The 25750-nt window shown below is 72.9% G+C and carries 25 protein-coding genes; 5 read left to right on the top strand and 20 right to left on the bottom strand.

Features of this window, described 5'->3' with window-relative positions; all coding sequences use genetic code 11:
• Positions 1-4: 4 nt before the first annotated feature.
• Positions 5-745, top strand: coding sequence for a GntR family transcriptional regulator (locus ABT158_RS43870; RefSeq protein ID WP_352364117.1), 741 nt, complete (start codon positions 5-7; stop codon positions 743-745).
• Here ABT158_RS43870 and ABT158_RS43865 read toward each other — a convergent pair.
• The 3 genes from ABT158_RS43865 to ABT158_RS43855 form a co-directional block, all read right to left on the bottom strand.
• Positions 689-1336 carry a DedA family protein gene (locus ABT158_RS43865; protein ID WP_352364115.1) on the bottom strand — a complete coding sequence of 216 codons (648 nt, stop codon included), beginning with the start codon at positions 1334-1336 and terminating at the stop codon, positions 689-691. The genes ABT158_RS43870 and ABT158_RS43865 overlap by 57 nt on opposite strands.
• Before the next feature lie 87 nt (positions 1337-1423).
• Positions 1424-1927, bottom strand: coding sequence for a MarR family winged helix-turn-helix transcriptional regulator (locus ABT158_RS43860; RefSeq protein ID WP_352364113.1), 504 nt, complete (start codon positions 1925-1927; stop codon positions 1424-1426).
• A gap of 84 nt (positions 1928-2011) precedes the next feature.
• Positions 2012-3847, bottom strand: a complete 1836-nt coding sequence (locus tag ABT158_RS43855; RefSeq protein WP_352364111.1) for an FUSC family protein — start codon at positions 3845-3847, stop codon at positions 2012-2014.
• 273 nt (positions 3848-4120) lie between these two features.
• Between ABT158_RS43855 and ABT158_RS43850 the strand changes: the two genes are divergently transcribed.
• Positions 4121-4519 (top strand): DUF3592 domain-containing protein, encoded by a 399-nt coding sequence (locus tag ABT158_RS43850; RefSeq protein WP_352364109.1) that lies wholly within the window; start codon positions 4121-4123, stop codon positions 4517-4519.
• 34 nt (positions 4520-4553) lie between these two features.
• On the opposite strand, the gene ABT158_RS43845 is transcribed toward ABT158_RS43850, so the two are convergent.
• Positions 4554-6644 (bottom strand): alpha-galactosidase, encoded by a 2091-nt coding sequence (locus ABT158_RS43845; RefSeq protein WP_352364107.1) that lies wholly within the window; start codon positions 6642-6644, stop codon positions 4554-4556.
• Between the two features lie 279 nt (positions 6645-6923).
• On the opposite strand from ABT158_RS43845, the gene ABT158_RS43840 reads away from it, so the two are divergent.
• A complete protein-coding gene (locus ABT158_RS43840; protein ID WP_352364105.1) occupies positions 6924-7256 on the top strand; it encodes an STAS domain-containing protein in 333 nt (110 codons plus the stop codon).
• 36 nt (positions 7257-7292) lie between these two features.
• Positions 7293-8708, top strand: coding sequence for an RNB domain-containing ribonuclease (locus tag ABT158_RS43835; RefSeq protein WP_352364174.1), 1416 nt, complete (start codon positions 7293-7295; stop codon positions 8706-8708).
• 84 nt (positions 8709-8792) lie between these two features.
• Here the strand turns inward: ABT158_RS43835 and ABT158_RS43830 are convergent, their stop codons facing one another.
• The 10 genes from ABT158_RS43830 to ABT158_RS43785 all read right to left on the bottom strand — a co-directional run bounded on the left by ABT158_RS43830 (position 8793) and on the right by ABT158_RS43785 (position 19254).
• The gene (locus ABT158_RS43830; protein ID WP_352331507.1) at positions 8793-8963 is read right to left on the bottom strand and encodes a hypothetical protein; all 171 of its coding nucleotides are present in this window, start codon (positions 8961-8963) and stop codon (positions 8793-8795) included.
• 194 nt (positions 8964-9157) lie between these two features.
• Positions 9158-9736 carry a TetR/AcrR family transcriptional regulator gene (locus ABT158_RS43825; RefSeq protein ID WP_352364102.1) on the bottom strand — a complete coding sequence of 193 codons (579 nt, stop codon included), beginning with the start codon at positions 9734-9736 and terminating at the stop codon, positions 9158-9160.
• 127 nt (positions 9737-9863) lie between these two features.
• Complete coding sequence (locus tag ABT158_RS43820; protein WP_352364100.1) at positions 9864-11513, bottom strand: ABC transporter ATP-binding protein; 1650 nt, start codon at positions 11511-11513, stop codon at positions 9864-9866.
• Between the two features lie 574 nt (positions 11514-12087).
• The gene (locus ABT158_RS43815; RefSeq protein ID WP_352364098.1) at positions 12088-14814 is read right to left on the bottom strand and encodes a DEAD/DEAH box helicase; all 2727 of its coding nucleotides are present in this window, start codon (positions 14812-14814) and stop codon (positions 12088-12090) included.
• A gap of 79 nt (positions 14815-14893) precedes the next feature.
• Positions 14894-15778 (bottom strand): diacylglycerol/lipid kinase family protein, encoded by an 885-nt coding sequence (locus tag ABT158_RS43810; RefSeq protein WP_352364096.1) that lies wholly within the window; start codon positions 15776-15778, stop codon positions 14894-14896.
• Between the two features lie 16 nt (positions 15779-15794).
• Complete coding sequence (gene tatC / locus ABT158_RS43805) at positions 15795-16700, bottom strand: twin-arginine translocase subunit TatC (protein WP_352364094.1); 906 nt, start codon at positions 16698-16700, stop codon at positions 15795-15797.
• A 35-nt stretch (positions 16701-16735) separates the two neighbouring features.
• Positions 16736-17098, bottom strand: coding sequence for a Sec-independent protein translocase subunit TatA (tatA, locus tag ABT158_RS43800; RefSeq protein ID WP_352364092.1), 363 nt, complete (start codon positions 17096-17098; stop codon positions 16736-16738).
• A 13-nt stretch (positions 17099-17111) separates the two neighbouring features.
• Positions 17112-17330, bottom strand: coding sequence for a hypothetical protein (locus ABT158_RS43795; RefSeq protein WP_352364090.1), 219 nt, complete (start codon positions 17328-17330; stop codon positions 17112-17114).
• Positions 17327-18295 carry a helix-turn-helix transcriptional regulator gene (locus tag ABT158_RS43790; protein WP_352364088.1) on the bottom strand — a complete coding sequence of 323 codons (969 nt, stop codon included), beginning with the start codon at positions 18293-18295 and terminating at the stop codon, positions 17327-17329. The genes ABT158_RS43795 and ABT158_RS43790 overlap by 4 nt, the downstream gene beginning before the upstream one ends.
• Complete coding sequence (locus tag ABT158_RS43785; protein WP_352364086.1) at positions 18292-19254, bottom strand: helix-turn-helix transcriptional regulator; 963 nt, start codon at positions 19252-19254, stop codon at positions 18292-18294. The genes ABT158_RS43790 and ABT158_RS43785 overlap by 4 nt, the downstream gene beginning before the upstream one ends.
• A 38-nt stretch (positions 19255-19292) precedes the next feature.
• On the opposite strand from ABT158_RS43785, the gene ABT158_RS43780 reads away from it, so the two are divergent.
• On the top strand, positions 19293-20360 hold the full coding sequence (locus tag ABT158_RS43780) for a DUF3866 family protein (protein WP_352364084.1): 1068 nt from the start codon (positions 19293-19295) through the stop codon (positions 20358-20360).
• Here the strand turns inward: ABT158_RS43780 and ABT158_RS43775 are convergent.
• The 6 genes from ABT158_RS43775 to ABT158_RS43750 all read right to left on the bottom strand — a co-directional run bounded on the left by ABT158_RS43775 (position 20306) and on the right by ABT158_RS43750 (position 25611).
• Positions 20306-20797, bottom strand: coding sequence for a DUF3291 domain-containing protein (locus tag ABT158_RS43775; RefSeq protein WP_502911618.1), 492 nt, complete (start codon positions 20795-20797; stop codon positions 20306-20308). The genes ABT158_RS43780 and ABT158_RS43775 overlap by 55 nt on opposite strands.
• A 21-nt stretch (positions 20798-20818) precedes the next feature.
• Positions 20819-21466 (bottom strand): helix-turn-helix transcriptional regulator, encoded by a 648-nt coding sequence (locus ABT158_RS43770; protein ID WP_352331511.1) that lies wholly within the window; start codon positions 21464-21466, stop codon positions 20819-20821.
• Between the two features lie 19 nt (positions 21467-21485).
• Complete coding sequence (locus ABT158_RS43765; protein ID WP_352364082.1) at positions 21486-22412, bottom strand: FKBP-type peptidyl-prolyl cis-trans isomerase; 927 nt, start codon at positions 22410-22412, stop codon at positions 21486-21488.
• A gap of 94 nt (positions 22413-22506) precedes the next feature.
• Positions 22507-23415 (bottom strand): FKBP-type peptidyl-prolyl cis-trans isomerase, encoded by a 909-nt coding sequence (locus ABT158_RS43760; protein ID WP_352364080.1) that lies wholly within the window; start codon positions 23413-23415, stop codon positions 22507-22509.
• A 119-nt stretch (positions 23416-23534) separates the two neighbouring features.
• Complete coding sequence (gene pafA, locus ABT158_RS43755) at positions 23535-24893, bottom strand: Pup--protein ligase (protein WP_125642647.1); 1359 nt, start codon at positions 24891-24893, stop codon at positions 23535-23537.
• 136 nt (positions 24894-25029) lie between these two features.
• Positions 25030-25611 (bottom strand): hypothetical protein, encoded by a 582-nt coding sequence (locus ABT158_RS43750; protein ID WP_352364077.1) that lies wholly within the window; start codon positions 25609-25611, stop codon positions 25030-25032.
• Positions 25612-25750: the final 139 nt, after the last annotated feature.

The following is a 25750-nucleotide window of genomic DNA, read 5'->3' as shown; positions in this document are numbered from 1 at the left end:
CAGCATGACCCCGAACCTGGCCATCGACCTGGACCGATCCAGCCCTGTGCCGCTCTACTTCCAGGTGGCCGAGCAGATCGCCGAGGCGATCCGGCGCGGCGACCTGGCGCCCGGCTCCCGGCTGGACAACGAGATCCTGCTCGCCGACAAGCTCGGCCTGTCCAGGCCGACGATCCGCCAGGCGATCCAATACCTCGTGGACAAGGGCCTGCTGGTGCGCAAGCGCGGCGTCGGCACACAGGTGGTGCACGGCCAGGTCAAGCGCTCGGTGGAGCTGACCAGCCTCTACGACGACCTGCGCCGCTCGGGCCAGGAGCCGGCCACGCAGGTGCTGGCGCTGGAGCCGCGCCCGGTCGAGGAGGACAAGGCCGCCATCCTGGGCGTCGAGCCCGGCACCGAGATCCTCTACCTCGAACGCCTGCGCTTCGCCGCCGGCGAGCCGCTCGCCGTGCTGCACAACTGGCTGCCGCTGGGCCTGGCCCCGCTCTCGGCCGCCGACCTGGAGGGCCGCGGCCTGTACGAGCTGCTGCGCGGCGCGGGCGTGCGCATGCGGGTGGCCAACCAGCGCATCGGGGCCCGCGCCGCCGGCCAGGTCGAGGCCAAGCTGCTCGACGAGCGCCGCGGCGCGCCGCTGCTCACCATGATCAGGACGACGTACGACGACCAGGGCCGGGCCGTCGAGCACGGCTCACACGTCTATCGGGCCTCGCACTACTCCCTCGAGGTCACCCTCATCGAGCGCTGAGGCCGCGCGGCGCTTGAGGTAGAGCGTGGTGCCGATGCCGAACAGCACGGCCACCCCGAGCCCGACCCAGGAGAAGCCCTTCAGCCACTTCTCGGCCACCATGCCGAGATAGTAGATCACCGCGGTGGTGCCGCCCGCCCAGACGATGCCGCCCAGCACGTTCGCCACGGCGAAGCGCCAGTACGGCATGCGCAGCGCCCCCGCCAGCGGCCCGGCCAGGATGCGCAGCAGCGCGATGAAGCGGCCGACGAACACGGCCCAGACGCCGTACCGGTGGAAGTAGTTCTCGGCCTTGGCGACGTGACGGGGGCCGAAGTGGCGGGGGAAGCGGCGGCCCAGCCGTTCGAACAGCCGGCGGCCGCCCTTGCGCCCGATGGCGTAGCCGGCGGAGTCGCCCACGATCGCCCCCGCGCTCGCGCACACGCCGACGGCCACCGGGCTGACCACGCCCTTGGCGGCCAGAATGGCGGCGCTGACCAGCACGATCTCGCCGGGCAGCGGGATGCCGAGGCTCTCCAGGCCGATCACGAGCGCGACCATCGCGCACAACCAGGCGGCGGGGATCGCCTGCAGCCATTCGTCGATATGCACGCGGCCACCCTAACCCCGCTCCCCGCCTCCTCCATCCGTCCGCCACCCGAACCGCACGCCCGAGCCGCATCCTTGATGCGGCGGGGTTCAGCCGAGCAGGCCGCCGAGGCGGCCCTCCAGGACGAGCAGCAGTTCGGCCAGCAGGTCGGCGAGCTGGCGTTCGCGGTCGCGGGGAAGCCCTTCCAGCAGCTCGGTCTCGTAGTCGAGCTGTTCGGGCAGCAGGCGCAGGATCAGCTCCCTGCCGCGTCCGGTCAGCGAGAGGTGGGCGACGCGCCGGTCCCGCTCGTCCACCCGCCGGGCGACCAGGCCGATCTCCTCCAGCCGCCGGACCCGCTTGGTCACCGCCGCTCCCGAGGCGAACGTCTCGCGGGCCAGCCTGCCCGGTGTCAGCTCGCCGCCGACCCTCAGCAGGGCGCACAGCAGGTCGTACTCGGGACGGCTCACCCCGGCGCGCCCGAGCGGGGCGTCGGCGGCCTGCTGCAGGAGCGCGGCGCAGCGGTTGAGCCTGCCGATGACGGCGATCGTGTCGAGGTCGGCGTCGGGAAGGACCTGCCGCCATTGCCGCAACGCCTTCGCGACGGCGTCCTCCACGTGCTCGGTCCTCTCATCGTGCCGATCTTCCGGTGGCTCCGATCGTACGCGCCGACGGCGCCGCCGCGGCCCCGGGTGGAGCGATCAGGCGTACAGGGTGGCGAGTCTGCGGTGGCCGGCGCGCTCGGCGGCGGCGATGCGCTCATGGGGCAGCGCCCCGGTCCACCACTCGCCCGAAGCCACGTCGGCCGCTTCGCGGACCTCCACCAGTGCCGCGCGGAGCCGGTCACGCTCCGCCGGTTCCGGCGTCCCGGCCAGCATCCGCTCCAGACGTACGAGCCCTGCCCGTACCCGCCGGGCCGCCCTCCGGTCGGGCACCAGCACGCAGGCCAGCAGGCCCGCCGCCGCGCCGAGACACGTGTCCAGCCAGCGATCGGCCACGAGCTCGGCCACCGGCCGCGTCCCGGCGAACTCCCCCATGAGGATGGCCATCGGCGTGACGAAGACGCTTCCCAGCCAGTAGTTGCGCGTGATGGCCGCCTCCGTCGCGAACTGCAACGCCAGAACGGCCACGACGAGCGCCACCGCGCCGAGCCGGGTCACGGGGGCGACCAGGGTGAACAGTCCGACGCCCAGCAGGTTGCCGACGACGCGCTGGATCGCGCGGCTCCAGGAGAGGGTGGTGTTGGCCGCGAACACGGCCGCCGCCGTCACCACCGCCCAGTACGGCCTGCCCACCCCCAACACCATCGACCCCCACCCGGCCACGGCGGCCCCGGCGAACACCATCCCGACAACCCGCCACCGCCTCACCACCTCGGCCACCACCCGCACGACGCCACCCCCTCTCCCACACCGCACCCCATCGCCCGATCCCTCACGCCGCACGTCGCCGGCCGCCGCCCCACGCCGCACCCCGTCGGCCGCTGCCGCACATCCTGGCCTGTCCGTTCCGGTCGGCGCGGACTCGTTCCGTCCGGCCGCGACGCCTTCGAGTTCGGCCCGCTCGTCCGCAGGGAGCACGACCTCGCGCGGGGACGGCAGCGGGCGACCTTTGCGCAGGTCGCGAGCCCAGCCGGCGAGCTGTCCGTGCGTGGCCCGCCGCGCGGCAGCGCCCGTACCGGTCTCCTCGGCAAGCCCTGCGGCGGCCGACTCGGCGCGGACCAGCAGCCGGGCCAGCGCGTCGCGACGCCGAGCGGGGACGCCGGAGCGCAACAGCGTCTGCCAGGCGGCGTTGACCGCCGCCGCAGCGGCATGGCGCGCCTGGTGCACCACGGCGGCCTCGCCCCCCTCGGGGACATCGCGAACCTCCGAGAGATCGCAGGTCTCGGAGAGTCCGCGTCCCTCGAAGAGGCCACGGGTACCGGAGAGACCGCGCCCGTCGAAGAGGGCGCGCGGCTCGGGGAGGGCGCGGGGCTTGGGGGTCGTACGGAGGAGGTGGGCGGTGGATTCGAGGGCGCGGGCGACGGCGATGCGTTCGGGGCCGTCGGGGCGGAGGAGGCCGGGGGCCATGCCGACCGTCCAGGCCAGGAGCCCGCCGAGCAGCCCGAGCCCGACGTGGCCCGGCACGTCGCCCAGTTCCTGCGGGACGAACACCGCGCCGGCGGCGACGAAGGTGAGCACGACGTTCCCCGGCGGCCCGATCCGGGTGGCGTCGCAGACCGCCTTGTGCAGCCCGGCCAGCAGGGCGGCCACCGCCACCCCGACGGCGACCGAGCCGGTGAGGGCCGAGGCGACCAGCGCGACCGCCGTGCCGGACGTCATGCCCAGCACCACCCAGGCCAGCGCCCTGGCACGGGCCGCGTACGGCAGGCCGTGACCGTACAAGGCGCACATCGAACCGGCGGCTACGTAGGGCACGAGGTCGAGCCGTCCGGCCCACAGAAGGGCGAGCAGCGGGACGGCGAGGGCGACGACGGCGCTAAGGGCGGGTTTGTGCCAGATGTCACCGACAGGCCCCAGCCGCAGCGCCGCACGCACGGGCAGCCGCGCACGCCACCCCGCCGACACCCCCGACGGAGGCCGCAGCGAAGGCGAAACAGGGGACGGCAGGGATCGGGCACGGGATCGGAGGGCACTGGTCATCCCCAAAAGATTACCAGGTGTTTTACCCGTGAAATAAACCAGGTCGGCAAGGGGATCTTGCAACCGGCGATCAAGCGGCGGTCAAGCCGTCCCGAATAGAAACTCCTTCGAGATCAGACGGAACGAGCCGCCCGGACGCCGGGCGGAGGACAGAACTGGGGAAGCACAGTGACCACGGGAATCTTGCTGGCTGTGGCGATCACCGCCGGGACGACGCTGATCACGGCCGCGGTCGGCGTGCCGTTCCTGATCATGGCGAGGAACGGCCGGCGGCTCCTGGCGACCGGGATTCCCGCGCAGGCCGTGGTGGAGTCGATGGCCGACACCCACATGTCCGTCAACGACCAGCCCGTCGTCAGCTTCGGGCTGGTGGTGCAGCCGCACGAGGGCCCCGCCTACCGGGTCGCCCACCGCCAGACGCTGCCGCGCATCCCCATGGGCCTGGTGGTCCCGGGCGCGGTGCTGCCCGTGAAGGTGGACCCGGCCCGGCCGGACCGGGTGCGCATCGACTGGGCGGCCTGGCGCCCCTCCCCCGCCGACGCCCCCTGCCGCCCGGCCACCCACTGACCGCCCCGCAGGCCGCACCACCGCGATCGAGCGGCTAACTCTGCCGCCCTTCTGTCACCCGTTCGACCTCGAAGACCAGCGCCGAGGCCGGACGCAGCGCGGGCCCCGGCAACCCCAGCTCGGCCAGCGCCGCCCCCGGCAGCCGCGCCGGCGCGAACACCCACTGCGGCAGCCCCGCGCCCTCCGGCAGCGGCCCCGCGGCGCGCACCTCGTACAGCGCGGCCGGGTCGAGCCCCGGCAGCCGCAACGGCTCCGGGCCGACGGTGACCCGGCTGGTGAGCTGGACGCAGGCGAACACGGCCCGTTCGGGCAGCACGACCCCGTGCACCAGCGTCGAGGGGTCGGGATGGTCGGCCCGCACGACCCGGCCCGCGTGCAGCACCGGCCGCAGCCGCTTGTGCAGCGCGATCCAGACGCCCAGCTCCGCCAGCTCCTGGGGGCTCGCCGAGGTCAGGTCCCACTCCACGCCCATGTGGCCGAACATCGCGGTCGCCGCCCGGAAGGCGAGCGGCAGCGCGCGGCCGGTGATGTGGTCGTGGGGCGCGCCGACGTGGCAGCCCATGCGGTCCGGCGGCACCAGCAGCCCGGTCCAGCGCTGGATGGCCTGCCGGTCGAGGGCGTCGTTGCTGTCGGAGGCCCACACACGGTCGGTGCGGGCCAGGACGCCGTAGTCGATGCGCGCGCCGCCCGACGAGCACGACTCGATCTCCAGCCCGGGATGGCGGCGGCGCAGCTCGTCGATCAGCCGGTAGGCCGCGGCCGTCTGCGCGTGCACGCCGGGCGTCCCGTCGTGGACGGGCTCGGCCAGGTCGCGGTTGTGGTCCCACTTGATGTAGTCCAGCGCGTACTCGCGGGTCAGCGTGTCGAGGCGGTCGAGGAGGTAGTCGTAGACCTCGGGCCGGGCCAGGTCGAGCACCTGCTGGTTGCGCCAGAGCGCGGGCGGACGGGCGGCGCGGGCGAGGATCCAGTCGGGATGGGCGCGGGCCAGGTCGGAGTCGGGGTTGACCATCTCGGGCTCGAACCACAGGCCGAACTGCAGGCCCAGCTCGCGTACGTGCTCGGCCAGCGGGTGCAGGCCGCCGGGCCACACGTCCTCGTCGACGTACCAGTCGCCGAGCCCGGCGCGGTCGTGGCGGCGGTGGCGGAACCAGCCGTCGTCGAGCACGAACCGTTCGATGCCGGCGGCGGCCGCCTTGTCGGCCAGCTCGCGCAGCCGGTCGAGGCCGTGGTCGAAGTAGGTGGCCTCCCAGTTGTTCAGGGTGACCGGGCGCACCGGGAGCGGGCGGGCGGCGCGCAGGTGGTCGTGCAGGCGGCCGGCGGCCTCGTCCAGGCCGCTGCCGGACCAGGTGAAGTAGACCCACGGGGTGGTGTAGGCGCCGTCCTGGGCGAGGGTGATCTCGCCGGGTTCGAGCAGTTCGCCGGCGGCCAGCACGGCCTGCCCCTCGACGAGCCGTTCGGCGTAGTGGACGTGGCCGCCGCTCCAGCCGGCGTGCACGGCCCACACCTCGCCGGAGCGGAACCCGAAACCGGGCGTGCCGGCGACGAGCAGGCCGGTCGCGTCGTGCCCGGTCCGGCCGCGTCGGCTCTCCCGCGACCACACCCCGTGCCCGAACTCCCTGCGCTGCGGCACCTTCTCCAGCGCCCACCGTCCGGTGAAGTCCAGCAGCTCCCCGGCCCTGGCGGGCAGCGGCAGCGCGCACGTCAACCCCTGCAGCCGGTACGGCGTGGCGGCGGTGTTGGTCACCGTGTGCCGCATCATGACGACGCCGGAGGCGTCCATCACCAGCTCGCTGAGCAGCCGCAACCCCGCCTCGGCGTCCACGGCGGCGACGGTGACGCGGCCGCCCGCGCCCGGCTCGGCCGCCGTCTCGACGCTCTCGGCGCTCCAGCGCACCGGCCAGTGCTCACCGGCCCGGTCGCCGGACAGACCCGGCCGGCCGAACCAGGACTCGTCCTGGCCGGGCAGCAGCGCCAGCGCGGGGGTCAGCGAGAGCAGGGCGGGCGCCAGGTCGGCTCCGGCGACCGCCCCGAGGTCGGCGCCGTAGTGCCGCACCCGCGGCAGCCCGGGGCCGGAGTCGTCGAGCACCAGGGCCGAACCGGCGGCGGAAAGGATGACGGGGGGCACGTCACGCTCCTCTATGTCAGTAGATCAGGTGGAACGAGACGTTACCTGGCAGTACGCCCCTGCCCGCAACGCCCGCAACGCCCGTGGCGCCGGTCGCGGCGGGCTCTTCGCACGGAGGGGGCCTGCTCCGCGAGCCCGGACAGGAGGGCATGTACACTCCTCTTCGGAAACAGACCGTAGCGCTGCGTGACGATCATCGCATCCGGCGCCTTCGGCCAGGGGCGGGTCCCCGTAGTCAGCACCACTTTCCTCCGCCCGGACCAACAGCGGGGAGCCGACATGGATTCTCTTCACCTGACCACCAGCCGCCACGACACGACCGTGACCGTCTCCCTGAGCGGCGAACTCGACATCGCCACCACCGAGGCCGTCCGCGGCCACCTGCTCGGCGTGCTGGAGGAGGCCGGGCGGGCGCGGCGGCCGGACATGTTGGTGGTGATCGAGGTGGGCGGCCTGTCCTTCATCGACGCGGCCGGGCTCGGCATCCTGGTCTCCCTGCACAACCAGGCCGCTCGCAGGCACACCAGCCTGCGGCTGGCCAACGTCCCGCCCAACATGAAGCGCCTGCTGCGCATCACCGGCCTCGACGCTCACCTGACGCCCCAGTCGTGACGGTACGCCCCCCTTGAGTAGGTTGTGGGCGTGTCGATGATTCAGGTTCCTGGCCCGATCCCCGCCAGGCTGGAGGACGGGTTCGACCGCGTGCTGCGCGAGCAGCGGCTGCCCGCCGGGTTCCCCCGGGACGTGCTCGACGAGGCCGACTGGGTGGCGCAGGTGCCCAGGCTTGACGCCAAAGACCTGACCGACGTGCCGTTCGTGACCATCGACCCGCCGGGCTCGATGGACCTCGACCAGGCCCTGCACCTGGAACGGCTGCGCGACGGCTACCGCGTCTGGTACGCCATCGCCGACGTCGGGGCCTTCGTCCGGCCGGGCGGCCCGATCGACGTCGAGGCCCGGACCAGGGGCGAGACGGTGTACCTGCCGGTGGGCAGGGTGCCGCTGCATCCCAAGGTGCTGTCGGAGGGCGCGGCGAGCCTGCTGCCGGGCGCGATCCGACCGGCCGCGGTCTGGCGCGTCGACCTCGACGCCGAGGGCCGGATCGTCGGCGCGGACGTGCAGCGCGCCCGGGTGCGCAGCCGCGAACGGCTCGACTACGCCTACGTGCAGGCGGCCGTGGACACCGGCACCGCCGACGGCACCCTGAGCCTGCTGGCCGAGATCGGCGCGCTGCGGCTGGGGCTGGAGCGGGCGCGCGGCGGCGTCACCCTGCCCACGCCCGAGCAGGAGGTCGTCCGGGACGCCGACGGCGGCTACCGGCTGGAGTTCCGCGTGCCGCTGCCCGCCGAGGCGTGGAACGCCCAGATCTCGCTGCTGACCGGCATGGCCGCCGCCTCGATGATGCTGGACGCCGAGGTCGGCATCCTGCGCGTGCTGCCCGCGCCGCAGCCGGACGACCTGGCCAAGGTGCGCCGGGTCGCGCAGGCGCTCGGCGTGCCGTGGCCCGAGGGCGCCGGTTACGGGGAGGTCGTGCACGACCTCGACCCGAAGAACCCGCAGCAGGCCGCGTTCCTGCAGGAGTCGAAGGTGCTGCTGCGCGGCGCCGGGTACGCGGCCTTCGACGGCGCGCCGCCCAAGCTGGCCGAGCACGCGGCGGTGGCGGCGCCGTACGCGCACGTCACGGCGCCGCTGCGGCGCCTGGTGGACCGGTACGCGACCGAGGTGTGCCTGGCGGTCGCGGCGGGCGAGCCGGTGCCCTCCGAGGTACGGGCCGCGCTGCCGCTGCTGCCCGACATCATGTCGGCGACCGGCCGCCGCGCCGGGGCGGTCGACCGGGCCTGCGTGGACCTGGTGGAGGCGTTCCTGCTGCGGGAGCGGATCGGGCAGTCGTTCGAGGCGATGGTGATCGACGTGGACGAGCGCCGCGGCGGCGGCCAGGTGCAGCTCGTCGAGCCGGCCGTGATCGCCCGCTGCGACGGCGTCCTGCCGCTGGGCGAGCGGGTCACCGTCCGCCTGACGCAGGCCGACCCGGCCACCCGCGAGGTCCGCTTCACCCTGGCCTGAGCCCCGTCGCGGAGCTTGCGGCCGCGGGCACGGCGAGGGCCGCGCGCTGGACGACCTCGCGCGCGGCCCCCGGTGGTCCTGCCCTCACCGCTTGAGCGGCGACCATCCCGCGCCGACCCCCAGCAGGTGGAGGGCGACGCACAGCAGCCCGGCCGTGGTGAGCGTGCCCGCGGTGAGCACGTTGCCGACGGCGGTGCCGGCGATGTCGAAGATCAGGGCGAGCAGGAAGAACAGGGCGGCGATGAGAGCGAACACGGGTTACCTCCCGAGCTGACCGGACCCCGGCCCGATGGGCCTGAAGGGGGATCCCTTTCCTACGTCTTGGGGATGTCCGCCGGATTCGGCGGAGAAACTGCCCCGAGGGTGACGATCTGTAGCCATATGACGACACCGCCTTGACCGGCCGGTCAGTCGGCCCCGGCCCCGCCCTCCGCACATCACGACCGCGCTCAGGCCACCCCGGCGCGCATGCCGTCGCACATCACGGCCGCCATCCGCCCGGCCGCGCCCCTGCCCCGCGCGTGGCGTTCGGCCGCCAGGGCCCCGCGCAGCAGGTCGCGGACGTCGTCGGCGGACAGATCACGGCGCACGGCCCCGGCGCGCTGCGCGCGGGCCAGCAGCCGCCCGACCGCGTCGGCCAGGTCGGCCTCCAGCGCCGAGCCGGGCCGCGGCGCCGGCCCCGCGCCGCCGTCCAGCAGGTCGCACAGCGCCTGATGGGCCGCGGCCTGCTCGGCGACCCGGCAGAACCAGCCGAAGAAGGCCCGCCCGGCGTCCTCGGCGGTGGCCAGCGCGCGGGCGTCGGCCACGAAACGTTCGGCGCGGCCCAGCAGCACGGCCTCCACCAGCGCCTCCTCGGTGGGGAAGTGCCGGTGGACGGTGCCGACCCCGAACCCGGCGCGGCGGGCGATCTCGTCGAGGGAGATGGTCAGCCCGTCGGCGGCCAGCGCCTCCTGCGCGATCTGCAGGACCCGCTCGCGGTTGCGGCGGGCGTCGGCGCGTAACGGCCGGGCGGAGCTGTGGTCGCCCATGGGGCACCTGCCTTCGGCAAGCGGAGGGAGGCTCCGATTCTACCGGGCGGTAGCCCGGCGTGGCGCGGCCGCCCGCCCTGGCCGGAGCCAGGAGGGGCGGCCGCATGGGACCTGTCGAACCCGCCGCTCAGGGCGGCGTCGTCAGCCGCGGCCTGAGGCCGAACGAGCCGACGCGCTTGAGCCGGATGCGCTCCTCGCGGGGCACCGGCTCCAGCTCCACGGCTCGCGCGCCCTCGGGCACGTGACGCAGGTCGTGGGTGATGAGGATGGTCGTGCGCCCGGCCATCAACCGCCGCAGCGGCTTCATGACCTGGGCGACGGTGGCGTCGTCCAGCCCGGTCATCGGCTCGTCGAGCACCAGGACGGGCGCGTCGCGCAGGATGGCCCTGGCGATCCCGATCCGCTGCCGCTGGCCGCCGGACAGCAGCCGGCCCCGCTGCCCGACCGGGGTGTCGTACCCCTGGGGCAGCAGCTTGACGAAGTCGTGCACGCCCGCCGCCTCGGCCGCCCTGATCACCTCGTCGAGCGAGGCGCCCGGCCGGCCGTAGGCGATGTTGTCGCGTACGGACCCCGAGAACAGCAGCGTCTCCTGGTGCAGGATCGCCACGTTGGCACGCAGCGACTCCCGCGTCAGGCCCCTGATGTCACGGCCGTCGAGCAGGATGCGCCCGCGTTCCGGGTCGTAGAACCGCAGCAGCAGCTTGGCCAGCGTCGACTTGCCGCTCCCGCTGGGCCCGGTGCAGACGACGAGCTCGCCGGGCCCGGCGGTGAACGACACATCGCGCACGGCGGGCCGGGTGCGTCCCGGATAGGTGAAGCCGACGCCGTCGAACTCCACCCGTCCCTCGGCCCGGCCGGGCAGCGCCACCGCCCCCTCGGGGTCGGTGACGAGCGGCCGGACGCGCAGGACCTCGATCACCCGGTCGGATCCCGCCGCCGCCTCCGACACCGTCAGCGCCAGCTCCCCCAGGCTCTGCACGGCCGGGTAGAGCATCGCCAGGTAGGCGGCGAAGGCGAGCAGGCCACCCAGGGTGAGCCGTCCGGAGACGATCTCCCAGGCGCCGAACCCGATGATGACGATCAGGCAGACCGTCTCGATGACCTGGACGACGGGCTGGTAGAGCCCCGACAGCCAGGCCTGGGACAGGTTGGCGCGCAGCCAGCGGCGGCCCTCGCCGTGCAGGCGCCCGGACTCGGCCCCCTGCCGGTTGTAGGCCTGGACGAGCGCCTGGTTGGCCAGGCCCTCCTCCAGCACGCTGTTCATGGCGCCGTTGCTGAGCCGCTCGCGCGCCGCCGCCGTCCTGAACCTGGCCGCGAACAGCTTCGAGACGACCAGGAACGCCGGGATCAGCGCCATCGTGACGAGGGCGAGGTCCCAGCGGATGAGGAAGGCGGCGCCGGCGAAGAACACCACGCTGGCCGCGGTGGTGAACAGTTTGACCAGGCCGGAGCCGACCAGTTCCTCGATGGCCTGGATGTCGTCGGTCAGCCGGGCCATGAGGTCGCCGAGCCGCCGGTTCTCCGAGAAGTCCGGCGACAGGGTCTGGATGTGCGCGAACACGCGGTCGCGCAGGGCGAGCAGGAAACGTTCCGCGCCGTAGGCCGTGGCGTACGTCCCGACGAAGGACGTCAGCCCGGCGAAGGCGGCGAGCCCGAGCCAGGTGAAGGCGGGCGCCCAGAAGGCGTCCAGATCGCGGGTGGCGAGCACGTCGTCCGTGATGTGCCCGAACAGGCGGATCGCGGCGACCTCGCAGAGTGCTGCAAGGACGGCGAACACCACGCCACACGCGAAGAACCGGCGCAGACCTTTGGTGTCCGGCCAGAACTCGCGAAAGGTTCGGCGGATGGAAACGGCAGGAGCGAGTTCACGGCCGGAGAGCGTGAGGGAGAGCCGGCGGCTGGGCCGCCGGCTCTCACGGGGTTGCTCTACCACCCCCAGCCCCACCACCTGCGGTAGCAGCAGCGACGGCGGTACCACCGGCGACGGCGGCAGCGCCAGGACTCCTGGAAGCCGGGCTGGGTCAGCTGGTTGTTAGCCATGTTTTCCTCCCCCGTATGGCTGTTCCATTCGACAAATGGGACGATACCCACGAATTCGCCGCAAATCACCAGAAGTGTGGACTTAAAGGGAGAATTGACCGGTGAATCCCGGCCACAAAGGCACTGCTGCCGGCCACTTAAATGCGCCGTAAATCGCGAAATCCGCTGATAGCGGTCACGGAACGCTCAAAGATGCTACTCAGAACTGGTTCTCACCCAATCGGAAAACCCGAAGGGCGGGCGGATCCGGCCGGATCCGCCCGCCCTTCGCGGACATTCCCGCGGCTCAGGCGAGCCCTCAAGGTGAGCCCTCAGGTGAGCGACGAGTAGGCAACGACGCCGCGTCGCATGGCGTCCATCGCCTTGCCCGCGGTCTGCTTGATCTTGCTGCCCTCGGGGGCCCCGTTGCCGAGCTGGCCGAGCAGGTCCATCAGCTGCTTGATCCACCGCACGAAGTCGCCGGCCGCCAGCTCGTTGCCCGCCACGCCCTCCAGCAGCACCGCGTCGAGGCTGTGGCCCTTGGCCCACCGGAAGGCCGCCCACGCGAACCCCAGATCGGGCTCACGGATGGTGGACAGCCCGTGGTCGGACTCGATGCCCTCCAGCTCGCCCCACAGCCGGATCATCGACGACAGCGCGTCCTGGGCCCGCCCGGCCGGGACCTTGGGACGGCGTGCGTCGTCGGACTGCCGCGACTCGAACACCAGCGCCGACACGCACGCGGCCAGCTCGGCCGGGTCGAGCTCCTCCCACAGGCCGCCGCGCAGGCACTCGGCGGTCAGCAGGTCGAGCTCGGTGTAGAGGCGGCCCAGGCGGCGGCCCTCGTCGGTGACGGCCTCGCCGTCGAGGTAGCCCAGCTGCTCCAGCACCGAGCAGATGCGGTCGAAGGTGCGGGAGATGACGTGGGAGCGGCCCTCGACGCGACGGCGCAGCCCCTCGGTCTCGCGCTGCAGCTTGTAGTAGCGCTCGGCCCAGCGGGCGTGATCCTCCCGCTCGTCGCAGCCGTGGCAGGGGTGCTGGCGGATGCGCCGGCGCAGCTCGTTGACCTCGTCGTCGTCGACCGAGTGGTCGCGCGCCCTGGCCGGCTTGCCGAGGTCGCGGTCGCCGATCTTGGCCAGCAGGGTGGAGACGAGGTTGGCGCGTTCCTTCGGCGAGCGGCCGTTGAAGTTCTTCGGGATGCGCAGCTTCTCCAGCGGCTCGACCGGCACCGGGAAGTCGGCCGGGTCGAGCTTCTTGATCTGCTTGCCGATCGTCAGCACCAGCGGGCTCGGGCCGTGGCCGCGCGGGTTGCGCCCGGGGTCGAGCACGATCGCCAGGCCCGCCCGGCGCCCGCCCGGCACCCGGATCACGTCGCCCGGCTGCAACGCCTCCAGCGAGCGCACGGCGGCCGCGCGCCGGGCCGCGCCGCGCTGCTTGGACAGCTCGGCCTCACGGTCCGACAGACGGCGGCGCAGCGCGGCGTACTCGGGGAAGTCGCCCAGGTGGCACGTCATGGCCTCCTGGTAGCCCTCCAGGGCCTCCTCGTGCTTGCGCAGCTGCTTGGCCAGGCCCACGACCGCCCGGTCGGCCTGGAACTGCGCGAAGGACTCCTCCAGCAGCGTGCGGGCGCGCTCGCGGCCGAACTGGCCCACCAGGTTGACGGCCATGTTGTAGGACGGCTGGAAGCTGGAGCGCAGCGGGTAGGTGCGGGTGCCGGCCAGCCCGGCCACCGACAGCGGGTCCATGCCCGGCTGCCACAGCACCACCGCGTGCCCCTCGACGTCGATGCCGCGCCGCCCGGCCCGCCCGGTGAGCTGGGTGTACTCGCCGGGGGTGAGGTCGGCGTGGGTCTCGCCGTTCCACTTGTCGAGCTTCTCGATCACCACGCTGCGCGCGGGCATGTTGATGCCGAGGGCCAGCGTCTCGGTGGCGAAGACGGCCTTGACCAGGCCGCGGGTGAACAGCTCCTCGACGACCTCTTTGAAGGCCGGCAGCATGCCCGCGTGGTGGGCGGCCAGGCCGCGCTCCAGGCAGTCGCGCCACTCCAGGTAGCCCAGCACGGCCAGGTCCTCGTCGGGCAGGTGGGCGGTGCGCTCGTCGACGAGCTGCCTGATCTCGTGGCGCTCGCGGTCGGTGGTCAGCCGGATGCCGGCGTGGAGGCACTGCTGCACGGCCGCCTGGCAGCCGGCCCGCGAGAAGATGAACGTGATCGCCGGGAGCAGCCCCTCGGAGTCGAGCTTCTCGATCACCTGGACGCGGTCGGGCGGACGCGAGCGGTGGACCTTTCCGTAGCCGCCGCGCCCGCGCCGCCCGGCCATCAGCCGCTCGGCGTCGCGCGTCACCCGCATCAGCGCGGGGTTGATGCGCGGCGTCAGGTCGTCGGTCATGAACATGTCGTAGACGCGGTTGCCGACCATCATGTGCTGCCACAGCGGCACCGGCCGGTGCTCGTCGACGATGACCGTGGTGTCGCCGCGCACCTCGCCCAGCCACTCGCCGAACTCCTCGGCGTTGCTGACCGTGGCCGACAGCGCCACCAGGCGCACCGACTCCGGCAGGTGGATGATGACCTCTTCCCACACCGCGCCGCGGAAGCGGTCGGCGAGGTAGTGGACCTCGTCCATGACGGCGAAGCCGAGCCCGGCCAGGGTGGCCGAGCCGGCGTAGAGCATGTTGCGCAGCACCTCGGTGGTCATGACCACGATGGGGGCCTCGCCGTTGACGCTGTTGTCGCCCGTCAGCAGGCCGACCTTGGCCGTGCCGTAGCGCTTGACCAGGTCGTTGTACTTCTGGTTGGACAGCGCCTTGATGGGGGTGGTGTAGAAGCACTTGCGGCCCTGCTCCAGGGCCAGGTGGACGGCGAACTCGCCGACGACCGTCTTGCCCGACCCCGTGGGCGCGGCCACCAGGACGCCGTCGCCCGCCTCCAGGGCCCGGCAGGCGTCGAGCTGGAAGTCGTCGAGCTCGAAGTCGTAGAGACCGCGGAACGATCTCAGCGCCCCTCCGTCGTCTCCGTGCTTCTGACGGAAGGCCGCGTAGCGTTCCGCTGGCGTTGTCATACCCGTCAGCCTACCGAAATCGCCATTCCGGTCCGTCCCGGCGGACTCGGCCCGCGGCGAACAGCCTTCAGGTCGTGGCTCAGGTGATCACGCGCAGCGCGCCGGGCTGGATCTCGCAGCTGACCGGCACCGGCCCCACGCGCTCGCCGTCGGCGTAGGCCACCACGTCGGCCGCCTCCAGCGTGACCCGGCGGGCCCGCCGCACCGACACCGCCGGGTGCCCCACGTGGGTGCCCCGGTAGACGCCCGGGAAGACGCGCAGGAACTCGCCCTTGGAGACCGCGCCGACCATCATCACGTCGAGCAGGCCGTCGTCGGGCGAGGCGTCGGGGCACACCCGCATGCCGGCCCCGTAGGAGCGGGTGTTGGCCACGGCGACCATCATGGCCTCCTGCTCGACCACCTCCCCGTCGTCGAGGGTGACCCGGAACGGGATGGGCCGGAAGGCGCGCAGCTCCTCGGCCACCGCCACCAGGTAACGGCCCTTGCCGGGCGGCCAGGTGCGCCGGTTGGCGCGTTCGTTGACGCGCGAGTCGAAGCCGCAGCACAGCACCCCGGCGAACAGCTCCTCCGACTCCCCGGCCCGTACGCGGGCCGCGTCGACCGGCCGGGCCCGCATCCGCAGCACGGTCCTGGCCGCGGCCAGCGGGTCGCGCGCCAGCCCCAGAGCGGCGGCGAAGTCGTTGCCGGTGCCGGCCGGGATGATGCCCAGCGGCACGTCGGTGCCCGCCACGGCCTGGACGGCGAGGTGGACCAGCCCGTCGCCGCCGAAGGCGACCAGCGCGTCGGGGCGCTCGGCGACGGCGGTGCAGGCACGTTCGAGGGCGTCGGCGGCGTCGGCGCCGACGATCACCGACAGCTCGGCGCCGCCGGCCCGCAACCGGCGGGCGACGGGTTCGAGCAGTCGCAGGGTGCGCCCGCCGCGTGCGGCGGGGTTGACGAGCAGGGCGATTTGGGGGGCCACGCCCGGAACCTATCGCCTATCGGGCGCCGTCGGAATCCTCGGCGTCGGACGCGGTGTCGGACGCGGTGTCGGACGCGGTGTCGGACGGGGCGTCCGCCAGCGGCGAGGCCTCGTCGTCGGACAGGTGCGAGAAGTCCTCGCCCGCGGGCCTGCGGCGCTCCCGCACGTACATGAAGAGCTCGGCGAGGAAGTACAGGATGATCATCGGCGCGGCCAGCGCCATCATGGTGAGCGGGTCGCCACCGGGGGTGATGACCGCCCCGAACACGAACATCGCGAAGATCACCGTACGCCGGTGCTTCTTGACGGCCGCGTGGGACAGGACGCCGATGACGTTGAGGAAGACCAGCAGCAGCGGCAGCTCGAACGACACGCCGAAGATCAACAACATGATCAGGACGTAGTCGAGGTACTCGTCGATCGAGATCGTCGCGACGGTGTCTTCAAGCGAGAAGCTCAGCAGGATGCCGAGGCTGGTGTCCATGATGACGTAGGCCAGGCCCGCGCCGAACACGAACAGCGGGACGGCCAGGCCGAGGAACGCGATCGAGTAGCGCTTCTCGTTGCGGTAGAGGGCCGGGGTGACGAAGGCCCAGATCTGGTAGAGCCAGACCGGTGAGGCCACCACGACGCCCACCATCGCCGAGACCTTCAGGGTGATGAAGAAGGACTGGAAGATGCCGTTGTAGACCAGGCTGCAGTGACCGTTGAGCTGGCGCGACTGCACCGTCTCGCAGTAGGGCGCGCGCAGCGCCTCCCACACCGGGTCGAACAGCATCCAGCCGACGACGATGCCCACGACCACCGCGAGAACCGAGATGAGCAACCTGTTGCGCAGTTCGCGCAGGTGCTCCATGAGCGGCATCCGGCCCTCGGGGTCGGGGGCCGATCCGGAATCTCTCGACCGTTTGAGCAGCGCCATTCGCACGTCCAGGGGTGAAGGAGGAGGAAGGGGGGTCAGCCTTGCTTGTCGGCCTGGGCGGCGCTGGCGCGCAGGCGGGCGGCCTGCTCCTCGAGCTGGCGGGCCTGCTCCTCGGCCGAGAGCGCCGGGGCGGCGGCGGGGGCCGGGGCGGGAGCGGGGGTGATCGGCTGTGGTGCGGCCTGCTGGGCCGGAGCCGGGGCCGGCTGCGCCTGGACCGTGGTGTGGGCCGTGGTGTGGGGCGTGTCGTCGTCGTCCTCGCGGAGCTTGGCGGTCTCCGACTTGAAGATGCGCAGCGACCTGCCGACGCCCCTGGCCACGTCGGGCAGCTTCTTGGCACCGAACAGCAGGACGAGCACGCCTGCGATGATCAGGAGCTCGGGAACTCCAAGGTTCGACATGAAACGTCCTTTATCAGCGAGTGCCGGTCTTCAGCCCCGATGGTACGCCCCCAGGGGCCGTGGTCTCATCCTTCCGGGGCGTCAATCTGACCTGTCCCCGCTCCAGACGCGCCTTCGCCGCGGCGACCTCCCTCGTCAGGGAACGTGCCGCGGCGGCGGCCCTGGCGCCCGCGACGCCGAGCACGGCCAGCCCGGCCAGGACCAGCCCGGCGGCCAAGAAGATCCACGTCATGGGTGCTGAGCGTACAGGGCCAGGGCCCGCTCGGCCTCCCCGCGCACGGTCTCGGCCATCGCCGGCGGGAAGACGACCCGGCCGGTGTCGCCGAGCCGCAGCGCCAGCTTGACGATCCAGTCCTCGTCACGCGCCCGCAACGATATCTTCAGCCGTCCTTCACCGAGCTCGGTGACCTCCTCGCACGGGTAGTACTCGGCCACCCACCGCCCGGCGGCGCTGACCTCCAGCTCGACCAGCTCGTCGGTCGGCGAGGGACGGAAGACGCCGCGGGTGACGTCGATGGGCTCGGCCTCGGCCGGCGGGTCGGCCGGCACGTCGAGCACGTCGACGCCGAGCACCCGGTCGAGCCGGAACAGCCGCATCGCCTCGGCCCGGTAGCACCAGCCCTCCAGGTAGGTGCGGCCGTCGACGACCACGACCCGGGTCGGGTCGACCTCGCGCGGGGTGACCTCGTCGCGCCCCGGCACGTAGTAGCGCAGCGACAGCCGGCGCCGGGCGGTGAGCCCCTCGCGCACCCGGCCGAGCGCGTCGGGGGCGGCCTCGACGTCGACGGCGACCTGGCTGCTGACGGTGGCCGCGCCCTCGCCCGCGGCGCGCTCCAGCTTGGCCACCACGCGCGGCAGCGCGTCGCCGGCGGCCACGTCGGCCAGCTCGGGCGTGGCGGCCAGCATGCGCAGCGCGACCAGCAGCGCGCTGGCCTCGTCGATGCCGAGCCGCAGCGGCCGGGCGATGGTTTCGGCGTTGTCGATGATGATCTCGCCGCCGTCCCAGGAGACGTCGATGAGGTCGCCGGGGGTGTGGCCGGGCAGGCCGCACATCCACACCAGCTGCAGGTCGTCGATGAGCTGCTTCTCGCTCAGCCCGAACACCTCGGCGACCTCGCCGACCTGGGCCCCGGGGTGGGACATCAGGTACGGCACCAGCGCCAGCAGCCGGGGCAGCCGGTCAGCCGAACCGCTCATGCCAGGGCTCCCTTCAGTCGGCGGATGACGGCCTCGCGGGCGTCGGGCGGCCCGACCACCTCGACGTCGGCGCCGAGGCTGGCCATCCAGCCCGCGAGGCGTTCGGGGTCGGCGAAGGCGAGCTCGGCCTCGTCCCAGCCGTCCTCGCGCGGGTGCACGGCCCTGGCGAGCTGGCGCAGGCCCTCGCAGGCGCCCCGGCGCACCCGGATGACGGCGACGCGCTCGTCCACGGGCTCCTCGGGGAAGCCGACCATGGCCCGCAGGTCGACCCCGTCGGGCACCTCGACGACGCCGGGGCGGCCGAGCGCGGTGACCGGTCCGGCGATGCGGCTGAGGCGGAAGGCGCGCGGCGCGGCGCGGTCGCGGTCGAACCCGGCCAGGTACCAGCGCCCGCGCCGGCTGACCACGCCCCACGGCTCGACGGTGCGGGCCCGCACGGTCTCGCTGCCGGAGGCGCGGTAGTCGAAGCGCACCACGCGGCGGTCGCGCACGGCGTCCCACAGGGCGGGGAAGGCCGGGTCGCGGGTGTCGACGCGCAGTTCCAGGGCGCCGCCGCCGATCGGGCCGCCGACCGGCTCGTCGGTGGCCACGCCGGCGGCGCGCAGCTTCAGCAGCGCCCCCGAGGCGGCCTCGGCCAGGCTGGCCCGCTGCCACACCTGCGCCGCCAGGCCCAGCACGGCGGCCTCGTCGGCCTCCAGGGTGATCTCCGGCAGCTCGTAGGACTGCGGGTCGATGCGGTAGCCCGGCTCGTCCTCCCACGGGTCGCGCACGACGTCGATGGGGATGCCGATCTCGCGCAGCTCGTTCTTGTCGCGTTCGAACATGCGCTGGAACGCCTCGTCGCCGTCGCGGTCGTAGCCGGGAACCGCCTGGCGGATCTGCTCGGCCGACAGCGGGCGCCGGGTGGCGAGCAGGCAGATCACCAGATTCAGCAACCGCTCGGTCTTACGGCGCGACATCTGCCTCACTCCTCCTTCATCGACGCTACCCTGCCCCCGTGATCAGATGGCGCAAGGGCGAGGTTGTCCGGATCCGACGCGAGTGGCCGGGAGCGGTGGAGCTGGACGTCGCCGTTCCCGAAGGTGAGTGCCGGGCACTGGCCTACCCCCCGTTGGTGGGCCGCCCGGAACCCGGTGACGAGGTGCTGCTCAACACGACCGCACTCGCGATGGGTCTCGGTACGGGAGGTTACGCCATGGTGGTGGCCGTCCCGAACCGTTTGCCGCAAGATCCGGCGGGGCCGGGGCACCTGGTGAAGGCCCGCTACACGCCGCTGCAGGCCACGGTGCTGGGCGCCGACGAGCAGGATTCGCCGTTCCACGACGTCCTGAGCGAGGCCGACGACCTGGCCGGGATGCCGGTGATCGTGGCCGATCTGCACTCCGCGCTGGCCCCGATCCTGTCCGGCCTGTACGACGGCGCCCCCGGCCTGCGGGTGGCGTACGTGATGCAGGACGGCGGCGCGCTGCCCGCCTGGTTCTCGATGTCGGCGGCCCGGCTGCGCGAGACCGGCTGGCTGGCCGGGGTGGTCACGACGGGCCAGGCGTTCGGCGGCGACGTCGAGACGGTCACCGTCCACACCGGGCTGCTGGCGGCCAGGCACGTGCTGCGGGCCGACGTGGCGATCGTCACGCAGGGTCCGGGCAACCTCGGCACGGGCACCCGCTGGGGCTTCTCGGGCGTGGCGGCGGGCGAGGCGGTCAACGCCGCCGGGGTGCTGGGCGGCCGTCCGGTGGCGGCGCTGCGGGTCAGCGAGGGCGACGCGCGCGAGCGGCACGTCGGCGTCTCCCACCACTCGCTGACCGCCTACGGCCGGGTCGCGCTCTCGCCGGCCGACGTGGCGGTGCCGCGGCTGCCCGGCGCGTTCGGCGAGCGGGTGCGCGAGCAGGCCGGGCCGCTGGCGGCCCGGCACCGGCTGGTGCCGGTGCCGGTGGACGGCCTGCACGAGGCGCTGCGCGCCGCGCCCGTGAAGCTGTCCACCATGGGCAGGGGCCTGGAGGAGGACCTGCCCTACTTCCTGACCTCGGCGGCGGCGGGCAGGCTGGCGGCCTCGCTGCTGTCGTAGGAGTCCTTGTACGTGAACGCCTCGGGGCTCGGCCCCTCGGTCCTGAGGCGTTCCAGCCGCCGCATGCCCTCGGCCAGCGAGGGGATGTGCCCCTCGGGCACCCACCACATCACCATGTACGGCTCGGCCACGCGCAGGAACCACTCCCTGCGCCGGCGCAGCACGCCCAGGTGGACGCTGCGGTAGGTGAAGTCCCACAGGGTCTGCAGCGACTCCCACACCGAGAAGTTGATCAGCAGGTGGTCGCCGTAGCCGTGCACGACGGTGGCGGTGGGGTCGCTCTCGCTCTCCTTCATCCGCCACACGAAGCCTGGGGCCTCGTCGGCGACGGCGTTGACGGGTTCGAGCAGGGCGACGAACTCGGCGAGTTCGGGGGCGTCGATGGGCGCGCGCAGGTGCGCGACGTTGAGCTGGGCCAGATGCATGGGGCTCAGCACATCACTCTCATGGCTTCTATGTCAATCTTCATTTGTTTTAGAAAGCGAGACGCAGCACTCCCCCGGCCGCGGATCCAGCCGCGCCCTGCCCGGGTCCTCGCCCATGCCCTCCAGCAGCCCCTGGCACAGCGCCAGGTTCATCGAGCACACCAGCAGCGGCTGCTCCTGCGACAGCAGGTGGAAGGGGCAGTTGCGCAGCCGCAGCGCGCCGCCCTCGTCGTAGGGCTCGTAGCCGCGCTCGCGCAGCACCCGGTCGACGGGCTCGCCGCCGCGCCCCCTGCCGATGCGCGCCCCCGCCCGGCGGGCCGCCTGCTCGGCCTGCTCCTCGGCGCCGAGCAGCTCCACCACGTCGGCCAGCACCGAGGCGGGCGTGGCGTAGTCGCGCGGGGGCAGGCTGACCGTGCGCTCGCCCTTGGCCCTGCGGTAGACCTTGGCCGGACGGCCGCTGCCGGGCCCCTTCCTGTCCTGGGGGCGAAAGCCGCTCTCCAGCAGCCCGGCCTCGACCAGCTTGTCGAGGTGGTGGCCGGCCAGCGTCCTGGACACGCCGGCCGCCTCGGCGGCCTCGCCCCTGCCGACGTCGCCGCCGCCGGCCGTCACGGCCTCGTACAGGCTGCGGCGCACGGGGTCGTGCAGCAGGCCGAGCGCCTGCAGGTCGTCGTCACTGCTCACAGCCGGAGTCTACGGAGCCTCAGTAGGCGGCCAGGACGTCCACGACGAACACGAGGGTGTCGGAGCCCTTGATCCCGTACGCGGGATGGCCCGGCGGGCCGTAGCCGTAGGCGGGCGGGACGACCATCAGCACCCGGCTGCCGACCGGCACCCCGACCAGCGCCTTGTCCCATGCCTTGATCACGGTGCCGTCGCCGATCCGGAACGCCTTCGGCAGGCCGGTGGACCAGGTGGCGTCGAAGACCTCGCGCCGGGCCCAGATCGCGCCCTCGTACTGGGTGACCAGGAGCTGCCCGGCCCGCGCCGGGCTGCCGCTCCCCCGCCGCAGCACCTTGGCGGTGAAGGCGCGCGGCGGCGCGGCGGCCGGGATCGACACCTTCGGCCGCTCGCCGCCGGTCACCCGGACGCCGGCCAGCGACCCGCCGGCCGCCTCGACCGAGGCGCCCTTGCGGTGGGCGCCCAGGATGTCCACGACGTAGACCAGGTCGTCGGCCGGGCCGACGCCACGCGGCGGGGTGGCGCCGAAGCCCTGGTCGGGCGGGACGGCCGCGAGCACCCTGCTGCCCACCGTACGGCCGCGCAGTGCCCTGCCGAGCCCCGGCAGCAGCGAGCCCACCGGGAAGGCCGCCGGGGCGCCCCGGTTGAAGCTGGAGTCGACCAGGCGGTTGTCACGGCCGTCCCACACGTGCGCGGTGTACTGGACGACCGCGACGTCGTCGTCGCCCAGCCGGTCGCCGCCGCCCGTGGTCAGCTCGTCGACCTGGAGGTCGGCGGCGGGCCGGCCGGCGGGGAAGACGATCGTGGGCCGGGCGCCGAACGCGCCGGCCACCTTCAGGTCGAGTTTCGCCGCCGCCTCGGGCGCGGTCCCGCCGGCCGTCGGGCCCGTGCAGGCGGCGGCCAGCAGCAGCAGCGACGCCAGCGACGGCACGATCGTACGGCGGCGCATCTGCCCTCCCACGACGGAGTGGCCCGGCGGCGAGACGCCACCGGGCCACGAGATGCTACCGCGTCGTCGGACGGCCCGTCAGGAGATCACCCGGTCAGGAGGCCGCCAGCACGTCGACCACGAACACCAGCGTGCTCTTGGCGGGGATCTTGTCCTGGGCCTGGTCGCCGTAGCCGAGGTCCGGCGGGATGCTCATCACGACCCGGCTGCCGACCGGCACCCCGGCCAGGCCCTTCTGCCAGCCCTGGATCACGTTCGCGAGCGGGAACTCGGCCGGCTCGCCGCGCTCCCAGCTGGAGTCGAACTGGCTGTCGGTGCCCCAGATCTTGCCCGTGTAGTGGACGGTCAGCGTCTGGGTGGGCTGCACCTTGGCGCCGGTGCCCTCGATGATGGTCTTGACCACCAGCTCCTTGGACGGCTTCTCGCCGGTCTTGGTGGTCAGCGTCGGGGCCTTCTCCCCACCCGGGTTGACCACCTTGACGCCCTTGAGGGTCTGGCCGGTCTCCTTGCCCGTGGCCGCCTTCAGCGCCGGGGGCCGGGCGCCGACCACGTCGAGCACGAACACCTTCGTCGGCTCGGCGCCGGCCGTGGCCTGCCCCGCCGGGGCCGAGTCGTTGGCCAGCACGGCCAGCAGCCGGCCGCCGTGCTTGACCTTCGTGAAGCCGTCGCGCAGCACCTGCGGCAGCTGCTCGTTGACCGGGACGGTCTCGGGCTGCTTGGTGTCGTAGGAGGAGCCCTGGATCGCGTTGCCCTTGCCGTCCCAGTTGTAGACGGTCAGGTTGACGATCAGCTTGTCGCCGGTCTTGACCTCGGGGCCGGTGCCCGGCTGGATCACCTTGTAGGAGGACTTCGTCGCCGGCGAGCCGGCGGGGAAGGTCACCGTGGGCTTGACGCCCACGTTCCCGGTGACGGTGAGCCCGGCCGAGTCGGTGCTGGTGGCGGCGCCTCCGTTCGCCCCGGCGTCGGTGTCGCCGCACGCGGCGGCGACGAAGATCAAAGGCACGGCTGCCAGTACGGCCAGAGCGCGGCGCATGGACTTCCCTCGGAAAAGACGTCAGATTCGCGTCACCCTACCCGACATCGAGGTAGGGCCGAGGTAAACACCACGCCCCGGCCGTTCCCTCACATGCCGGCGATGAGCTTGTCGACGCGCTCGTCCACGCTGCGGAAGGGGTCCTTGCACAGCACCGTGCGCTGGGCCTGGTCGTTCAGCTTCAGGTGAACCCAGTCGACGGTGAAGTCGCGCCGCTTCTCCTGCGCCTTGCGGATGAACTCGCCGCGCAGGCGCGCCCTGGTGGTCTGCGGCGGCACCGACTTGGCCTCGAAGATCTTCAGGTCGGAGGCCACCCGCTCGACCGAGCCGCGCTTCTGCAGCAGGTAGAACAGGCCGCGCTTGCGGTGGACGTCGTGGTAGGCCAGGTCGAGCTGGGCCACCCTGGGCGAGGACAGCGGCAGGTCGTACTTCTTGCGGTAGCGCTCGATCAGCTGGTATTTGGTCACCCAGTCGATCTCGCGCGAGACCAGGTCGAGGTCGCCGGTCTCGACCGCGCGCAGCGTGCGCTCCCACAGCTCCAGCACCCGGCGGGTGATGGCGTCGCCGCCGCGCCGGTCGACGAAGTCCTGGGCCTTGGACAGGTACTCCTGCTGGATCTCCAGGCTGGAGGCCTCCCGGCCGTTGGCCAGGCGCACCCGGCGGCGGCCGGTCATGTCGTGGGAGACCTCGCGGATGGCCCTGATCGGGTTCTCCAGGGACAGGTCGCGCATCACCGTGCCGGCCTCGATCATGCGCAGCACCAGGTCGGTCGCGCCGACCTTGAGCAGCATCGTGGTCTCGCTCATGTTCGAGTCGCCGACGATCACGTGCAGGCGGCGGAAGCGCTCGGCGTCGGCGTGCGGCTCGTCGCGGGTGTTGATGATCGGCCGGGACCGGGTGGTGGCGCTGGAGACGCCCTCCCAGATGTGCTCGGCCCGCTGCGAGACGCAGTAGACGGCGCCGCGCGGCGTCTGGAGCACCTTGCCCGCCCCGCACACGATCTGCCGGGTCACCAGGAACGGGATCAGCACGTCGGCCAGGCGGCCGAACTCGCCGTGCCGGCCCACCAGGTAGTTCTCGTGGCAGCCGTAGGAGTTGCCGGCCGAGTCGGTGTTGTTCTTGAACAGATAGATGTCACCCGCGATGCCCTCTTCGCGCAGGCGTTTCTCGGCGTCGACGAGAAGGCCCTCAAGGATGCGCTCGCCCGCCTTGTCGTGGGTGACGAGTTCGATGACGTTGTCACACTCGGGTGTTGCGTACTCAGGATGGCTGCCCACGTCGAGGTAGAGACGTGCGCCGTTGCGGAGGAAGACGTTGCTCGATCGGCCCCAGGACACGACCCGCCGGAACAGGTAGCGCGCGACCTCGTCGGGGGACAGCCTGCGCTGTCCCCTGAACGTGCAGGTCACGCCGTACTCGTTCTCCAGCCCGAAGATGCGACGATCCATCACCTCACACTATGCCCACGGATCGGCGATCGGGAGAGATCTTCACAGGTGTTTTCCGGCGGACGTCCCATTTGCCAGATTTGCTGGGTGGGTTTTACCAGGTCCGCGCCCGCCCCCGCGAAGCGCGGAGCCGGGATCACGGGGTGTAGATCTCCTGAACCTTGACGATCTTGCCCTGGTGCACCGTGATGAGCGACGGCTGCCGCTGCTTGTCGTGCCGCTTGACCAGGACGGACGCGGGGCAGCGCTTGGCGCCCAGGCCCGTGTTGCGGTCGACGGTCATGGCCGCCATCGTCGGCTTGCAGCCGTAGGCCGACAGGAACACGACGTCCTTGGCGATCGGGGAGGCGTAGGCGGTCACGTCGCCCTCGGGCGGGCCGACGAAGTAGCCCTCGGTGGTCTTGGACCGCTTCCACTTGATGGGCTCGTACTCGGCGACGCCGTCGCGCACGTCGGTGATCCAGCCGCGCAGGATGCCGTTGTGGCGGGAGTGGATGCCCTTGGTGAAGTCGTGGCCGGGGTCGGCCTGGAAGCTCGTGCCGAAGATCGCGGGCTTCTTGTACGCCGGGTAGGCGGTGGCGGCCTGGCTCGCCGTGCCGGTGGCGGTGGCGGTGCCGGTGGCGGTCGCGGTGGTGGCCGCGTGCGCGGCGACGCCGGAGGCCAGCAGCGCGGCGGCGGCGGTGCCGCCGGCGAGGAGGGTGCGCATCGTTGTGTTCACGCTTGCTGAGATCCCACCTCGCGCCCCTGGGTTCACCGCCGCGCCAGTGATACAGGTCACACAGCGCGGGCCCCCGTCGCGGGCGGTGGCCTCACGCAACAGGGCGAGGGCCGCCACGGCAGCCCTCGCCCTGTTCCGG

The organism is Nonomuraea sp. NPDC001636 (assembly GCF_040298265.1).
GTDB lineage: Bacteria > Actinomycetota > Actinomycetes > Streptosporangiales > Streptosporangiaceae > Nonomuraea.
This window is presented reverse-complemented; position numbering and strand designations above follow the sequence as displayed.

Bases quoted from the DNA above. Each gene is read 5' to 3' on its own strand.
- ABT158_RS43870 (WP_352364117.1), top strand. From the start codon at position 5: ATGACCCCGAACCTGGCCATCGACCTGGACCGATCCAGCCCTGTGCCG.
- ABT158_RS43840 (WP_352364105.1), top strand. From the start codon at position 6,924: ATGGATTCTCTTCACCTGACCACCAGCCGCCACGACACGACCGTGACC.
- ABT158_RS43835 (WP_352364174.1), top strand. From the start codon at position 7,293: ATGATTCAGGTTCCTGGCCCGATCCCCGCCAGGCTGGAGGACGGGTTC.
- ABT158_RS43825 (WP_352364102.1), bottom strand. From the start codon at position 9,736: ATGGGCGACCACAGCTCCGCCCGGCCGTTACGCGCCGACGCCCGCCGC.
- ABT158_RS43815 (WP_352364098.1), bottom strand. From the start codon at position 14,814: ATGACAACGCCAGCGGAACGCTACGCGGCCTTCCGTCAGAAGCACGGA.
- tatC (WP_352364094.1), bottom strand. From the start codon at position 16,700: ATGGCGCTGCTCAAACGGTCGAGAGATTCCGGATCGGCCCCCGACCCC.
- tatA (WP_352364092.1), bottom strand. From the start codon at position 17,098: ATGTCGAACCTTGGAGTTCCCGAGCTCCTGATCATCGCAGGCGTGCTC.
- ABT158_RS43795 (WP_352364090.1), bottom strand. From the start codon at position 17,330: ATGACGTGGATCTTCTTGGCCGCCGGGCTGGTCCTGGCCGGGCTGGCC.
- ABT158_RS43790 (WP_352364088.1), bottom strand. From the start codon at position 18,295: ATGAGCGGTTCGGCTGACCGGCTGCCCCGGCTGCTGGCGCTGGTGCCG.
- ABT158_RS43785 (WP_352364086.1), bottom strand. From the start codon at position 19,254: ATGTCGCGCCGTAAGACCGAGCGGTTGCTGAATCTGGTGATCTGCCTG.
- ABT158_RS43765 (WP_352364082.1), bottom strand. From the start codon at position 22,412: ATGCGCCGCCGTACGATCGTGCCGTCGCTGGCGTCGCTGCTGCTGCTG.
- pafA (WP_125642647.1), bottom strand. From the start codon at position 24,893: ATGGATCGTCGCATCTTCGGGCTGGAGAACGAGTACGGCGTGACCTGC.